Below are 13,634 nucleotides of genomic sequence, written 5' to 3'. Positions count from 1 at the left end.
CAGGGTAAATCTTATTTAACAAATAACATCGAAGCCAGTAATTCATCTCTTTTATAAATGTCATTGTAAAAATGAATCGTTCCGTCATTATCAACCCAGGCTGTAAAATAGCCAATATATACAGGGATTTTTTCTTTTAAGGTGAGCCAGCTTTCTTTGCCGCTGTGCATTGCCGAATCAATTTTTTCGGGAGTCCATTCGGGATTGTCTTTTAGGATTTCTATAGCCAATTCTCTTGGTTTTGCCACACGAATACAACCATGACTAAAGGCTCTGGTTTCTTTTTCAAAAAGACTTTTAGAAGGCGTGTCATGCAGGTAAATATCATTCGAATTGGGGAATAAAAATTTAATCAATCCCAGAGAGTTTTTAGGTCCCGGTTTCTGTCTGATGTTGTTGCCGTTCCATTCCATATTGTGTTCGGCTAAATAATTGGGGTTTTTGGCTATGGCCGGAAGAATTTCGTTTTTCTTAATGCTTGCGGGGACATTCCAGTACGGACTAAAAACAATATATTTCATAGGAGCACTAAAGATAACGGTTTTGTTCAGGATTTTACCAACCACAACTTTTGAACGCAAAACCACCTCCTGATTTTTAAAATAAGACAATTGAAAAGAAGGGATATTAATAGCAATTAATTCTTTGGATTTTGGAATATCGCTCGAAACCCATCTGCAGCGTTCCATATTAATCATAATGGTTTTAATACGTTCGCTGATGGGAATGTTTAGATCCTGAATCAATTCTTTTGAAATAATATTGTTGGCCAGATAGCCTCGTCTTAGTTTGTAATGCAAAATTCCCTTAGATAATTCCGTATCATAAACAGGGCTTTCTGAATTGGATTTGAGATCTTCGGAAAGAAATAGTCGTTTTCTGATGTCGGCAATAATTGCAGCACTATCGCCAATTTTGTATGAAGCAACAGCGGTGTCAATTGTAATTGAGTTCCAGCCGCCTTTTTTTTCTATTTGGCGGTATTTATGGAGGGCTTTTTTAAGTAAAGAATATTGACCAATTAGATTTTTTTCATCCTTATTGATTAAAGTAGGATTGGTTAACAGAGAATCCAGATAGTTAATGTAAGATTGTTTTTTTCGGGGAATATACCATTCGGCCTCTTTTGATTTATTGCTGTCCAGACCATGGTAAACATTCATCACATAGAAAAAATACAGCGATGAATGCAATAGTTCGGTTTCAATATTGGGTTTTGAGTTTCCGTTTAAGCTGTTGTGAATTCCGTCAAATTTAGCTTTATAAGGTACATTTATAGCAACGCCTTCTTCTTCCAGATTGTTTGTTTTGTCGTATAAAAGGTTGGCAAATTCGTTGATGCCGTTTTGATCAAACCAAATGTAATGGTATTGGTGTTTTTGATAGAGTTTTTTTACCTCTGGTTGGTATTCTTTTAGTTTGGGATAGGTTTCAAAGAAATCGTTAATAGCCGTGCTGTCAAAAGTAGTCTCGTGTTCCTCAATTACAGCAAGAGGCTGGATGTTTTCATTTTGTTCCTTTGCGTTTTTACAGGATAACAATGTGGAGAAAACAAGCAGTGTAATAATTGAAAAATTGAAAACTATTTTTTTCATGTAGCAACTTTTTAGGTTAATACTGTGATGCAAAACAGAATAAAGAGTTCTTGTTTTATGAAAAATTACAACTTTTTTTTCAAATTTTAGAGTTAGAAATCTTTTTTGTTTGATTTTTCTAAAAAACGGAAAAATATTTTTCTCATTGAAAAGATTGAAAATCTTTAAAATTGATAATTTTTTTAAACAAAATTGTCTCTGCTATGTTAAAATAAGGTTATTTGTTACGGACTTACTTATTTTAGGGGTATGGATGTTATAAATATAAATTATTTTTAAATTTGCCCCGAATTTTAATGGGTTAAAGCTAAAAAATATGAAAATCGAGAAACGTTGGATCATTTCTTTTGTAATTATTAGTATTGTTTGTATTTCAGGACTTTTTTGGGAAGTGCCTTTAGAACCTAAAGCTGTTCATTCACAATTTGGAACAACTGACCAAATTGTTGCTGCTGATGTTGCCTGGATGCTTACCTCCTGTTGTTTGGTGTTGATTATGACACCGGGTTTGGCTTTCTTTTATGGTGGAATGGTAGGGAAGAAAAACGTAATTTCTACGATGTTGCAAAGCTTTATCTGTATGGGAGTTGTTACATTAATATGGGTTGTGGTTGGATTTAGTCTGGCTTTTGGAGAACCCCTTGGCGTTCAGATAGGAGACGGTTTTTACAGTTTTGTAGGTAATCCGGCTACTTTTACTTTTATGGATTTTGTGGGGGTTTTGCCTCATAAAGCTATTGCTAAAACAGTTCCGTTTATGCTTTTTGCTTTGTTCCAAATGAAGTTTGCCGTTATTGCTCCGGCTATCATTACGGGTTCGTTTGCTGAGCGCGTTCGTTTTATTTCGTATCTGCTTTTTATCTGTTTGTTTAGCATTTTTATTTATTCTCCTTTGTGTCATGCGGTTTGGTATCCTACTGGGATTTTAGGCTCTTTCTTTGGTGTTAAGGATTTTGCAGGAGGAACTGTAGTACACATGAGTGCAGGATTTGCAGCTTTAGCAGGAGTTTTGGTTTTAGGAAAAAGAAAAAATAATAATCATGTGCCAACGAATATTCCTTTTGTTTTATTGGGAACAGGAATGCTTTGGTTTGGTTGGATTGGTTTTAATGCGGGATCTTCCATGGAGGCTAATGGTGTTGCAGCCATGGCTTTTGGAACAACCACTACAGCTTCGGCAGCAGCTATGTTAACCTGGATATTTTTTGACAGAATCAATGGAAGAAAAGTTTCAGCTCTTGGTGCTTGTATCGGGGCAGTGGTAGGATTGGTATCTATTACGCCGGCAGCTGGTTATGTAACGGTTCCGGAGAGTATGTTCTTTGGTTTTATTGCTGCTTTGGTTTCTAATAATGTGGTATATTCTAAATATTTAAAAGGAATTGATGATACCTTGGATGTTTTTGCCTGTCATGGTGTAGGCGGAATTATGGGAATGATTTTGACGGCTATTTTTGCTCATGGTGAAGATGCCAGTTTGTTGCACGGTGGCTGGGGAGTTTTTGGACATCACATGACGGCTTTGCTATTGGTTTCTATTTATACTTTCTTTGGAGCTTATTTGTTGTTTAAAATTACCGATAAGATTATTCCAATGCGTGTTTCGGAAGAATCAGAAAGTATGGGATTGGATTTATCACAACATGATGAAACCTTATTTCCTATTGAGTGCGCTGATTAGGTTGTTTCTAAGTTCAGTTTATAGGCTCGGGCAAGTTTTTATTTTGTAAAAGCTTGCCCGAGGTCTTATTTATTTGATTAATTTTGCGCAAATATTTAAAAAACAGTGGGAAGTAAAAATAAATTAAAGCGATTTAAGGAGAACGAGACATTTAATAACGTTTTTCAGCCAACAAGAGAAGAAGTAGTAGGTAATTTGTTTCCTTTAAGAGGGAAATGGAATACTGATTTCTTTAAAAATGATAATCCTGTAGTGTTAGAATTAGGTTGTGGAAAAGGCGAATATTCTGTTGGTTTAGCCGAGAGATACCCTAATAAAAACTTTATCGGAATTGATATCAAAGGAGCGCGTTTTTGGCGTGGTGCTAAAACTGCTGTAGAAACAGGCTTGCATAATGTTGCTTTTGTTCGTACTCAAATCGAATTGATTAATCATATTTTTGCCGAAAACGAAGTAGATGAAATCTGGATTACTTTTCCGGATCCTCAAATAAAATACAAACGTACCAAACATAGAATGACTAATTCTGAGTTTTTGCAGTTGTATAAAAAAATCCTTAAAAAAGATGGTGTAGTCAATCTTAAAACCGATAGTGAATTCATGCACGGTTATACTTTAGGATTGCTTCATGGTGAAGGACATGAGGTATTGTATGCTAATCATAATGTTTATGTAAACGAGGGAAGTCCTGAGGAAGTGACTGCTTTTCAAACTTTTTATGAGAAACAATATTTAGAAATTAATAAAGCAATCACGTACATTCGGTTTAAAATTAAAGAGTAGTTCTCGGGAATTTCAAAACCTTTTATAAACTTTCCTATGAACTTAATTATCTCCCTTTTTTCTGGTTTTATTTCGGCTTTCATAGGAATTACTCCTCCTGGTTTGCTTAATATGACAGCGGCCAAAGTGAGTATGAAGGAGGGAAAACGCAATGCTTTTTGGTTTGTTTTAGGTGCAGTATTGGTTATTTTTTGTCAGGTCTATATTGCGGTTTTATTTGCCCGAATTATTAATGCCCGACCTGATATTATCTTGTTGTTGCGTGAAGTAGGCTTTGTAATTTTTACCGTTTTAACGGTTTATTTTTTGTGGATTGCTAAGCAGCCAAAATTAAAACAGCCTAAAATTAAGAAACACAGTCAAAAGAAGCGTTTTTTTATGGGAATGCTGCTTTCGGGACTCAATTTTTTTCCTATTCCTTATTATGTTTTTGTAAGCATTTGGTTGTCGTCTTATGCTATTTTTTCTTTCGATTTTACTTCTGTCTCAATTTTTGTGAGTGGAGCTGTTTTAGGTTCTTTACTTGTGTTTTATTTTTATATTGGTTTTTTTAAAAAAATAGAAAAGAAAGCCGATTTCATTCTTAAAAATATGAATACAATTATTGGAGGTATTACCGGATTGGTTTCGGTGATTACTTTAATTAATATCCTGGAATATTATTTGGGATAATTAGTTTGTTATCGCATTCAATTGAATTGTTTTGCAGTATTTTACGTATTGAAAATAATGTAAATAATTCCAAATCATCCTTTTTTTAGGTTATATGTCGAATGTTTTTTTGCGATTGATAAGAAAGTTGGATAATTGTATACCTTTATTTTTTTATCCTAAGTAAATTGTAGTCAAGTATGTTTTTAAGTCTTGTGTTTTTTGTAACAGGATTGTTGGGTTTTCTGACTTTTACTGTTGTGGCTGCGCAATATCAATGGAACAGAAAGGTGAATTTTTATCTTTTAATTTTACTTTTAGCCGCCTCATTTCGGTTTTTCTTTAACGGAATTCATATTTTGATTCCTTTTCCAATTGATGAAAATATTGGGATGTTTTTCAGGTCTTTCGGTTGTGCTGTTTTTCCTTGTATTTATTTGTATTTCAAAAATTTAATAGAGGATAAAAAAAATCCATCTCATGTTGATTTATTTCATTTTGTAGTGCCGTTATTATTTGGTTGTTCGATTTTTTGGATTCGTGAATACGCTCCTTTTTTAGTGTTGTATTATTATTTTTTGTTTGCAGGAATTGCATTGTTCTATTTGTTTTTAAGCTATGTAGTACTGAAAGATAAATTTTGGACACAGGAACTGCAAGGTAGTAGCGATAATCAACAGGAGTTGCTGATTCGAAATTGGGCATTCTTTTTTTTCGTTGTTTGTGTATTAATAATATTGCGTTTAGTAATTACACTTTTCTTTGATTTGTGGGTTGCGACTTATTCGGATGGGGAAACCTGTTTGTGGATTACAGCTGTAGTAGCTAGTGTTTTGTTTTTCAAAATTTTATTGACTGACGAAAACTTGCTTCATTTGGCTGTAAAAAGGGATGTTAAGGTAAAATTAGCCTTAGTTTTTGATGATTTTTGGATTTTGTCTAAGCCTGTTTCGGTTGATACTGAGGATTTGAAACTTAAGTATATTGTCGAGACAAAATTATTGATCTATCTTCAGGAAATGGAGCGAATGGCTTTGAAGCAATTATATTTTAGAACTCCATCAGTTTCTTTAAGTGATTTTGCGGTTAAATTAGATATTCCTAAGAGCCATTTGATTTATATTTTTAAGTATCATGCCAATGTTAGTTTTGTAGAATTTAAGAGAATTGTTCAAATTTATGATTCTATTGATTTGATAGATGAGGGTTATTTACAATCAAAAACATTGCAATCATTATCTAAAAAAGCGGGTTTTTCTTCCTATGATCCTTTTTTGATTAGTTTTAAAGAAGTTACAGGAGTGATTCCGCAGGAATATGAAAAAATAAATTATAATGGATTCAAATCAGACTAATTTTTTTGAGCGAGTTTATGAGGTGGCTAAGCAAATTCCATATGGAAGAGTAACTTCTTATGGTGCTATAGCAAAATTTCTAGGTGCTGCCCGCTCGGCAAGAATGGTGGGTTGGGCTATGAATGCATCGCATGCAATGGAAGATGTTCCTGCACACAGAGTTGTTAATAGAAAAGGTTTGCTTACAGGTAAATTTCATTTTGACGGAACTAATTTGATGCAGCAATTATTAGAAAGTGAAGGTTTGAAAGTAGTTGATAACCAAATAGTCGATTTTGAAAAATACTTTTGGGATCCGGCAGATAAAGATTAGTCTGTTTTGATGATAAAAATCACAGTAAAGTACTTAATAGTTAGAACTAATTTGGCTATTAATAAATCCAATTTAAATCCTTTAAATTAAGAACTTAATCTCTTATCTTTGCAATCTCAAATCAGTTTAAATAAATACTTGTTTTGACTGAGATTAGCAATTGAAAAACAGTAAACTTAGTAATGAAATTAGATAGAAAAGAAATTCTGAAAGCCCTAGAAACAATCACTGTTGCGGGAGAAGGAAAAAATATGGTAGAAAGTGGTGCTGTTACTAATGTAATCACTTTTGGCGACGAGGTGGTGGTTGATTTAGTTTTGGGTACACCGGCAATGCACATAAAAAAACGTGCAGAGGACGATATCAAAAAAACAATTCACGATTTAGTGAACGCCGAAGCTAAGGTTAAGGTAAATATCAAGGTAGAAGTTCCGGAGAAGCCTGAAATTAAAGGGAAATCAATTCCGGGAATTAAAAATATTATTGCTGTAGCTTCTGGAAAAGGAGGAGTAGGAAAATCTACTGTTACAGCAAACTTAGCAGTTAGTTTAGCTAAAATGGGATTCAGTGTTGGTGTTCTTGATGCCGATATCTATGGTCCATCTATGCCAATTATGTTTGATGTAGAAAACGAGAAACCAATTTCGATTCTTGTTGACGGAAAATCAAAAATGAAACCTATTGAGAGTTATGAGATAAAATTGCTTTCAATCGGGTTTTTTACTTCGCCAAGTCAGGCGGTAATTTGGAGAGGGCCGATGGCTTCTAAAGCTTTAAACCAGATGATTTTTGATGCCGATTGGGGAGAATTAGATTTTATGTTAATCGATTTACCTCCGGGAACAGGCGATATCCACTTGTCAATCATGCAATCACTTCCGGTTACCGGAGCAGTTGTAGTGAGTACACCTCAGGCTGTGGCTTTGGCTGATGCCAAAAAAGGAGTTTCGATGTTTTTATCAGAAGCTATTAATGTACCTGTACTTGGAATTATCGAAAATATGGCTTACTTCACACCTGAAGAATTGCCTAACAATAAGTATTATATCTTTGGTCAGGAAGGAGCAAAAAATCTTGCAGCAGATTTAGCAGTACCATTTTTAGGTGAAGTACCAATTGTTCAATCTATTCGTGAAGCGGGAGATTACGGTCGTCCGGCAGCTATGCAAACAGGTTCAGTAATTGAAACTGTTTTTGAAAATATTACACGTAAAGTAGTTGAAGAAACGGTAAGCCGAAACGAAAATTTACCTGCTACCGAAGCAATAAAAATTACTACTATGGCTGGTTGTTCAGCAGTAAAAAAATAATTTAATAAAAGAAAATGACAACAGAAGAATTAACAATCGAAGTTCAAAAAGCACTTGACGAAATCAGACCTTTTTTAGAGTCAGATGGTGGTAATATTACCCTTATCTCTATTGAAGAAGATAAGCATGTAAAAGTGCGTCTTGAAGGTGCTTGTACTAATTGTAGTGTGAATCAAATGACGCTTAAAGCGGGTGTTGAGACTACTATTAAAAAGTTTGCTCCGCAAATAGAAACTGTTGTAAATATCTTGTAAGGCTAATTTAGTCTTGGATTATTTGCTTAAACTGTTATATTCTTAAAATCAATCAATTCCAAATAGTGAAAAATGGATGTATTAATAAAAATTAAAGATAGAGAAGGAGTTGTTCACGAATTACAGGCTCCTACGGATATGGCTATGAATATCATGGAACTTTGTAAGGCTTATGAATTGCCTGTAGAGGGAACCTGTGGAGGAATGGCCATGTGTGCTTCTTGTCAGTGTTATGTTTTAAATGATGTAAGTTTGCCTGAAATGGGAGAAGATGAAGAAGCAATGCTTTCTGAAGCTTTCTATGTGAAGTCAAATAGTCGTTTGGGTTGCCAAATTCCAATCACAGTTGACTTAGAAGGTCTTGAGTTAGAATTAGCTCCTGAGAGTTAATAAATGATTCTTATATAAAAAAAATGTCCCAAATAATTGGGACATTTTTTTTTGTAATATAAATGCCATACATTCGTAACCTTTTAAGTAAATCAATTGATGTTTTTAAATGAATTCAAATTCGTATTCCCCAGGTTTACATAAGCTAGTTACTCTTCAGGTTGATAATATTCAAAAACTTACCGACAGCAAAGGATATATAGCTGTTACAAATAAAATTTTGAATAGATACGGATTAGAACAAGTAGGTGTTATTGTGCATGATTTTGATAATAGTAGCTTTACTATTTCAGTTTGTTTAAAAGAATCACATATTTGTATTCACACTTGGCCAGAATTTAATCAGTTAACTTTGGATGTTTATTTGTGTAATTATCTTCAGGATAATACTCAAAAAGTAAAAGATGTTACAGAGCAGTATATATCCTATTTTGAAGGAATTGTTTTGAAAGATTTTGAAATTAACAGGTAATGTTTATGGAAGTTAGCTGTATTAATTGCAAACATACTACTCAAATTGATTTAAATTTTGAAGTAAATATTTATGCTTGTACCAATTGTGTTTTTGTTTATAAAAACCAAGATGGGTTTAAGGTCAAAGATCAATTCAGACCCTATTCTTTTGATGAAAAATTAGAGGTAGGGCAAGAAGGTGTTTTTAATGATAAAAACTACATAATAACCGGAATTCTTGTAAAAGACAATCAAGGTTTTGAATGGACAGAATACATTTTGCAAAGCAAAGAGGATTATTTGTATTTGTCTGAGGCAGATGGACATTGGATTGTTTTAGAAGAAATAACGTTAGATGAAAATGTTGGCAATCATCCGGCAACTGTTGAATACAATGATATTACCTTCGACTGTTATGATTATTGTTATCCTAAATTATTAGCCGCCAGAGGTTTTTTTGATTTTGATATTTTTGAAAAATCCGAGCTGATAGAGTATATAAATCCTCCACTATTACTTTCTTTTGAAAAATTAGGCAAGCAACAAACTGTTTTTTTAGGAAAACATATTTCTAAAAGAGCTATTAAGAAAGCTTTTCAAACGAGCATTTTACCAACAAAAAGAGGTGTTGGTTTGGTACAGCCATTTTTGTTTAATTTAAGGGATTTAGCCATTATTTTATGTACTGTTGCATTACTGATTTTAATTTCAAATTGGTATTTAAATAAAGACCGAATAAAGACCGATGTCCTGGATACACAAATACCTTTTGATCATTATGGGGTTAAAGATTTTGTGAGTCCAAGTTTCGTTTTAAAGGGCAGTGCTGCTCCGCTTTCGATTTCATTATACTCGCCAGTTGATAATTCCTGGGCAAATGTTCAAGTGGCTTTGGTTAATGAAAATAATGGAGAAGAAATATATGCGAGCAAGGATATTGAATATTATCACGGTTACACAGATGGAGAAAATTGGGCAGAAGGTTCTAATTCCGAAAACTTTAATTTATGTGGAGTGCCTGCAGGTAAATACCATTTAACCATAACGCCATCTAAAGCAGTAGAAGACAGATCGAGTAGTTTTGTTCAGGTTAAAGCCACTTGGAGTGCTCCATCATCAAGGAATGTTTGGCTAATTTCTATAATTATGATCGGTTTTTTAATAGTGGTTTACTATTTTGAGAAAAATTTTGAAATAAAAAGATGGAGTGATAGTAGTTATTCACCATATAATAACGAATAGATTATGGATAAACTAATGGAATTTTTTAAAAACAATTATCTTTCTCTTGGAGTAGGTTTGTTGTTTTATGTTTTGTTCTTGTATTACAATACATCAGGGAGTCAGTTGTGTGACTGCGAAACTACCGAAAGTTATAGACCGACTGGGTCTTATCGCGGAGGTGTGAATCATTTTTATCATAAATAAATAATATAAACTTACATAACATGGATTTTATCGCGTCAAAACCAATTTTAAATTCGCTTATTTTCTCTTTTTTGGGAATCATTATTTTATTAGTTGCTTATTTTATCATTGAAAAACTTACTCCTGAAAATACATGGAAAGAAGTGACTCAAAAGAATAATATTGCTGTAGCCATTGTTTTTGCTGCCTTTATTATTGGGATTTCAATGATTATTAGTGCAGCTATACATGGGTAAGAAGTTTTTAAGATTTGAATATTTACTTCTTTTTGCGGTATTTACTATTGCAACATGTGGATTAGTTTATGAATTGGTAGCAGGTACTTTAGCCAGTTATCTTCTTGGGGATTCCGTAAAACAATTTTCATTCATCATTGGAGTGTATCTTTTTTCGATGGGAGTGGGGTCTTATTTTTCAAAATTTCTGACAAAGAATATGCTCAACACTTTTGTTGAAATTGAAGTTTTGGTAGGTTTGATTGGAGGGCTGAGTTCAGTAGTGCTTTTTCTGTTGTTTGAAAGTGTGTATTCTTTTCAGTTTATTCTTTACTTGTTGGTTTTTGTAACGGGCTGTTTGGTAGGATTGGAAATCCCGTTATTAATGAATATTCTTAAAGATAAAGTACAGTTTAGGGATTTGGTTTCTAATGTATTTACCTTTGATTATATAGGGGCTTTATTGGCCTCTATATTGTTTCCTTTGGTTTTAGTTCCTCAATTAGGGATTATGGGAACTTCATTGTTTTTTGGTATGATTAATATAAGTATAGCCATCGTGCTATGCTTTTTGTTAAAATCAGAGCTAAAGAAGGTCTATTTGCTCCGTACTAAAGCAATTGCAGCTTTTCTTTTATTGTTTGTTGTTTTTATATTTTCGAATACTATTTTGTCGTATTCGGAAGGGAAGTTGTATGGCGAGAATGTTATTTATTCCAATTCTACTCCATACCAAAGAATTGTTTTAACACACAATAAAAGTGATTATCGGTTGTATCTGAATAATAACCTTCAATTCAGTTCTTTGGATGAATATCGTTATCACGAAGCGTTAGTGCATCCTGCAATGTCAATGGCAAAGAAAGTCGATAATGTATTAGTTCTTGGTGGAGGAGATGGTTTAGCTGTTCGGGAGATATTAAAATACAATGATGTGAAAAATGTTATTCTTGTGGATTTGGATGAAGGAATGACGCAGTTGTTTAAAACGAATACCATTTTAACTGATTTTAATCGTAATTCACTCAATAATCCTAAAGTGAAAGTTTATAATAAGGATGCTTTTGTTTGGGCAAAAAACACTGAAATCAAGTTTGATGTAGTAATTGTCGATTTTCCTGATCCATCTAATTATAGTTTAGGGAAATTATATTCTTTGAGTTTTTATAATACTTTAAAACAACTTCTTACTCCAGATGCAGTGGTGGTAGTACAGACTACTTCTCCTTATTTTGCACCAAAATCTTTTTGGTGTATCAACAAAACTTTAATGGAAATTTTTCCTCAAGTCGATGCTTATCACGCCTATGTTCCATCTTTCGGAGAATGGGGTTTCTCTATTGCTATGAATGGTTTTGAAACTAATTTTAATAAAGTAAACAGAGAAGTTCAAGGGTTACGTTTTTATAATTATCAGTTTGATAAATTCAATTATTTTTCTAAGGATATGATTTCAAAAAACATTGAAATTAATCGTTTGGACAATCAAATTCTAGTACGTTATTTCGATGAAGAGTGGGGAAAATTATAAGCATTCCAGACGTTTCTTTCTGAAAAGTATTGCAGCTTCCTTACTCGTGATTCCATTTTTTCAAGCGTGTCAGGAAAAAGTAATCACTTTGCTTATTCGTTTGTCGGGAACTAATCATATTTTAGGACATCGGTTACGGGTTAAAAATTTTCCAAAACCGACAAGTCAAATTCATATTCCTTATTTAATTGTAGGCGGAGGAATTTCGGGTTTGAGCGCTGCACGTCAATTTTCTAAAAAAGGGATTGATGATTTTTTGTTGATAGAATTAGAAAATCATCTGGGAGGAAATTCTTCTAATGGAGAGAATAAATATTCTAAATTTCCATTGGGGGCACACTATTTACCGCTGCCTAATAAGCAGGATAAGGCTTTGTTTCAATTTCTTGAAGAAGAGAAAATAATTTTGGGTTATGATTCAAAAGGCTTTCCTGAATTTGATGAACTACAGCTCACTTTTGCACCTGATGAACGGTTGTTTTATAGGAACAATTGGCAGGAAGGATTGGTTCCTAAAACAGGAAATTCTTTAGAGGATGATATCCAGTTTAAAAAGTTCTTTTTAAAAATGGATGCTTTTCGTGCGGGAAAAGGAATTGACGGGAAATATTTTTTTGATATTCCATTAGCATTGTCTTCGAATGAAGAATCGATTCGAGTTTTAGATACTATTACAATGGAACAGTGGTTTGAGAAAGAGGGATTTAATTCTAAACCATTATTTGATTATATAGATTATTGTTGTAGAGATGATTTTGGGTTAGGAATTAAGTATGTGTCCGCTTGGGCTGGTATTCATTATTTCGCAGCAAGAAAGCAAGACGCGACAGAAGATGCTAAAGATAATGTTCTTACCTGGCCAGAAGGAAATGCCAGATTAGCCCATCATTTGCAAAAATATGCAGGAAATAAAACGCTAAAAAATCATTTGGTTTATGAAGTCAAAACTACTGATGGGAAAGTTGTTGCTACTGTTTTTGATGCAGAAGAAGAGAGAACAATAGAGATAATTGCCGATAAAGTAATTATGGCTACACCACAATTTGTAAATCAATATATAATTAAGGGTGGAAAAACGTTAGCGCAAAATTTTCATTATGCTCCGTGGCTTTTGGCAACTTTGGTTGTTTCTGATTTAAGAGATAATGAAAGTTTTCCTTTGTGTTGGGATAATGTTATTTATGGATCAAAGGGGTTAGGTTATGTTTATGACCAACATCAATCTTTGCAACAAGTGCAGTCTAAAAAAGTAATTACCTATTACCATAGTTTTTCTTCTGCAGATGTAAGGAAAAGTAGAAAGGATTTATATTCTAAAAAAAGTACGTATTGGAAACAATTAGTTTTTGATGATTTGAAAATAGCCCATCCTGATATTGAAAAAGTTACCGAGGAAATAAATATTCATCTTTTAGGGCATGGAATGATTAGCCCTGTGGTTGGTTTTATCTTTGGTGAAGCTAAAAAACAAGCCGCACAAAATATCGAGAACAAAATTTTCTTTGCACATTCCGATTTGTCCGGGATTTCAATTTTTGAAGAAGCTTTTCATCAGGGAATTAATATTGTAAATCAAATTATAGATGGTTCAACCTTGGATTGATAAACCTCAAACAGATGGTTTTTTTATTCTAGCACCTTCATTTGTTGTGGTGGCTATTGTTTTTTTATTTCA

General features: G+C 33.3%; 15 protein-coding genes. 14 read left to right on the top strand and 1 reads right to left on the bottom strand.

Features of this window, described 5'->3' with window-relative positions:
• Window positions 1-11 precede the first annotated feature (11 nt).
• Window positions 12-1,595, bottom strand: coding sequence for a L,D-transpeptidase family protein (locus BIW12_RS04880; protein ID WP_071184068.1), 1,584 nt, complete (start codon window positions 1,593-1,595; stop codon window positions 12-14).
• Window positions 1,596-1,911: 316 nt separating this feature from the next.
• On the opposite strand from BIW12_RS04880, the gene BIW12_RS04875 reads away from it, so the two are divergent.
• The 14 genes from BIW12_RS04875 to BIW12_RS04815 all read left to right on the top strand — a co-directional run bounded on the left by BIW12_RS04875 (window position 1,912) and on the right by BIW12_RS04815 (window position 13,562).
• Window positions 1,912-3,276: an ammonium transporter gene (locus tag BIW12_RS04875; protein ID WP_071184067.1), complete on the top strand. Its 1,365-nt coding sequence runs from the start codon at window positions 1,912-1,914 to the stop codon at window positions 3,274-3,276.
• A 105-nt stretch (window positions 3,277-3,381) separates the two neighbouring features.
• Window positions 3,382-4,059 (top strand): tRNA (guanosine(46)-N7)-methyltransferase TrmB, encoded by a 678-nt coding sequence (gene trmB, locus BIW12_RS04870; protein ID WP_071184066.1) that lies wholly within the window; start codon window positions 3,382-3,384, stop codon window positions 4,057-4,059.
• 36 nt (window positions 4,060-4,095) lie between these two features.
• The gene (locus BIW12_RS04865) at window positions 4,096-4,731 is read left to right on the top strand and encodes a LysE family translocator (protein ID WP_071184065.1); all 636 of its coding nucleotides are present in this window, start codon (window positions 4,096-4,098) and stop codon (window positions 4,729-4,731) included.
• Between the two features lie 179 nt (window positions 4,732-4,910).
• Window positions 4,911-6,065 (top strand): helix-turn-helix domain-containing protein, encoded by a 1,155-nt coding sequence (locus BIW12_RS04860; protein ID WP_071184064.1) that lies wholly within the window; start codon window positions 4,911-4,913, stop codon window positions 6,063-6,065.
• Window positions 6,046-6,378 (top strand): MGMT family protein, encoded by a 333-nt coding sequence (locus tag BIW12_RS04855; RefSeq protein ID WP_071184063.1) that lies wholly within the window; start codon window positions 6,046-6,048, stop codon window positions 6,376-6,378. The genes BIW12_RS04860 and BIW12_RS04855 overlap by 20 nt, the downstream gene beginning before the upstream one ends.
• Before the next feature lie 182 nt (window positions 6,379-6,560).
• Window positions 6,561-7,688, top strand: a complete 1,128-nt coding sequence (locus tag BIW12_RS04850) for an Mrp/NBP35 family ATP-binding protein (RefSeq protein WP_071184062.1) — start codon at window positions 6,561-6,563, stop codon at window positions 7,686-7,688.
• A 14-nt stretch (window positions 7,689-7,702) separates the two neighbouring features.
• A complete protein-coding gene (locus tag BIW12_RS04845) occupies window positions 7,703-7,942 on the top strand; it encodes a NifU family protein (protein WP_026712465.1) in 240 nt (79 codons plus the stop codon).
• 72 nt (window positions 7,943-8,014) lie between these two features.
• On the top strand, window positions 8,015-8,332 hold the full coding sequence (locus tag BIW12_RS04840) for a 2Fe-2S iron-sulfur cluster-binding family protein (RefSeq protein WP_071184061.1): 318 nt from the start codon (window positions 8,015-8,017) through the stop codon (window positions 8,330-8,332).
• Between the two features lie 109 nt (window positions 8,333-8,441).
• A complete protein-coding gene (locus BIW12_RS04835) occupies window positions 8,442-8,804 on the top strand; it encodes an S-adenosylmethionine decarboxylase family protein (RefSeq protein WP_071184060.1) in 363 nt (120 codons plus the stop codon).
• A gap of 5 nt (window positions 8,805-8,809) precedes the next feature.
• Window positions 8,810-10,027 carry a DUF4178 domain-containing protein gene (locus tag BIW12_RS04830; RefSeq protein ID WP_198033451.1) on the top strand — a complete coding sequence of 406 codons (1,218 nt, stop codon included), beginning with the start codon at window positions 8,810-8,812 and terminating at the stop codon, window positions 10,025-10,027.
• A 3-nt stretch (window positions 10,028-10,030) separates the two neighbouring features.
• Window positions 10,031-10,213 carry a hypothetical protein gene (locus BIW12_RS16295; RefSeq protein WP_157499485.1) on the top strand — a complete coding sequence of 61 codons (183 nt, stop codon included), beginning with the start codon at window positions 10,031-10,033 and terminating at the stop codon, window positions 10,211-10,213.
• Window positions 10,214-10,233: 20 nt separating this feature from the next.
• Window positions 10,234-10,449, top strand: coding sequence for a DUF350 domain-containing protein (locus BIW12_RS04825; protein ID WP_071184058.1), 216 nt, complete (start codon window positions 10,234-10,236; stop codon window positions 10,447-10,449).
• The gene (locus BIW12_RS04820) at window positions 10,442-11,959 is read left to right on the top strand and encodes a polyamine aminopropyltransferase (RefSeq protein ID WP_071184057.1); all 1,518 of its coding nucleotides are present in this window, start codon (window positions 10,442-10,444) and stop codon (window positions 11,957-11,959) included. Before BIW12_RS04825 ends, BIW12_RS04820 begins: the two co-directional genes overlap by 8 nt.
• Entirely contained in the window at window positions 11,937-13,562 is a 1,626-nt protein-coding gene (locus tag BIW12_RS04815; protein ID WP_083382047.1) for an NAD(P)-binding protein, read from the top strand. The genes BIW12_RS04820 and BIW12_RS04815 overlap by 23 nt, the downstream gene beginning before the upstream one ends.
• The last annotated feature ends 72 nt before the right edge of the window (window positions 13,563-13,634 follow it).

Origin of the sequence: Flavobacterium commune (assembly GCF_001857965.1) — a bacterium.
GTDB lineage: Bacteria > Bacteroidota > Bacteroidia > Flavobacteriales > Flavobacteriaceae > Flavobacterium > Flavobacterium commune.
This window is presented reverse-complemented; position numbering and strand designations above follow the sequence as displayed.

Bases quoted from the DNA above. Each gene is read 5' to 3' on its own strand.
- BIW12_RS04825 (WP_071184058.1), top strand. From the start codon at position 10,234: ATGGATTTTATCGCGTCAAAACCAATTTTAAATTCGCTTATTTTCTCT.
- BIW12_RS04840 (WP_071184061.1), top strand. From the start codon at position 8,015: ATGGATGTATTAATAAAAATTAAAGATAGAGAAGGAGTTGTTCACGAA.
- BIW12_RS04815 (WP_083382047.1), top strand. From the start codon at position 11,937: ATGAAGAGTGGGGAAAATTATAAGCATTCCAGACGTTTCTTTCTGAAA.
- BIW12_RS16295 (WP_157499485.1), top strand. From the start codon at position 10,031: ATGGATAAACTAATGGAATTTTTTAAAAACAATTATCTTTCTCTTGGA.
- BIW12_RS04860 (WP_071184064.1), top strand. From the start codon at position 4,911: ATGTTTTTAAGTCTTGTGTTTTTTGTAACAGGATTGTTGGGTTTTCTG.
- BIW12_RS04865 (WP_071184065.1), top strand. From the start codon at position 4,096: ATGAACTTAATTATCTCCCTTTTTTCTGGTTTTATTTCGGCTTTCATA.
- BIW12_RS04855 (WP_071184063.1), top strand. From the start codon at position 6,046: ATGGATTCAAATCAGACTAATTTTTTTGAGCGAGTTTATGAGGTGGCT.
- BIW12_RS04875 (WP_071184067.1), top strand. From the start codon at position 1,912: ATGAAAATCGAGAAACGTTGGATCATTTCTTTTGTAATTATTAGTATT.
- BIW12_RS04845 (WP_026712465.1), top strand. From the start codon at position 7,703: ATGACAACAGAAGAATTAACAATCGAAGTTCAAAAAGCACTTGACGAA.
- BIW12_RS04835 (WP_071184060.1), top strand. From the start codon at position 8,442: ATGAATTCAAATTCGTATTCCCCAGGTTTACATAAGCTAGTTACTCTT.
- BIW12_RS04830 (WP_198033451.1), top strand. From the start codon at position 8,810: ATGGAAGTTAGCTGTATTAATTGCAAACATACTACTCAAATTGATTTA.
- BIW12_RS04820 (WP_071184057.1), top strand. From the start codon at position 10,442: ATGGGTAAGAAGTTTTTAAGATTTGAATATTTACTTCTTTTTGCGGTA.
- BIW12_RS04850 (WP_071184062.1), top strand. From the start codon at position 6,561: ATGAAATTAGATAGAAAAGAAATTCTGAAAGCCCTAGAAACAATCACT.
- BIW12_RS04880 (WP_071184068.1), bottom strand. From the start codon at position 1,595: ATGAAAAAAATAGTTTTCAATTTTTCAATTATTACACTGCTTGTTTTC.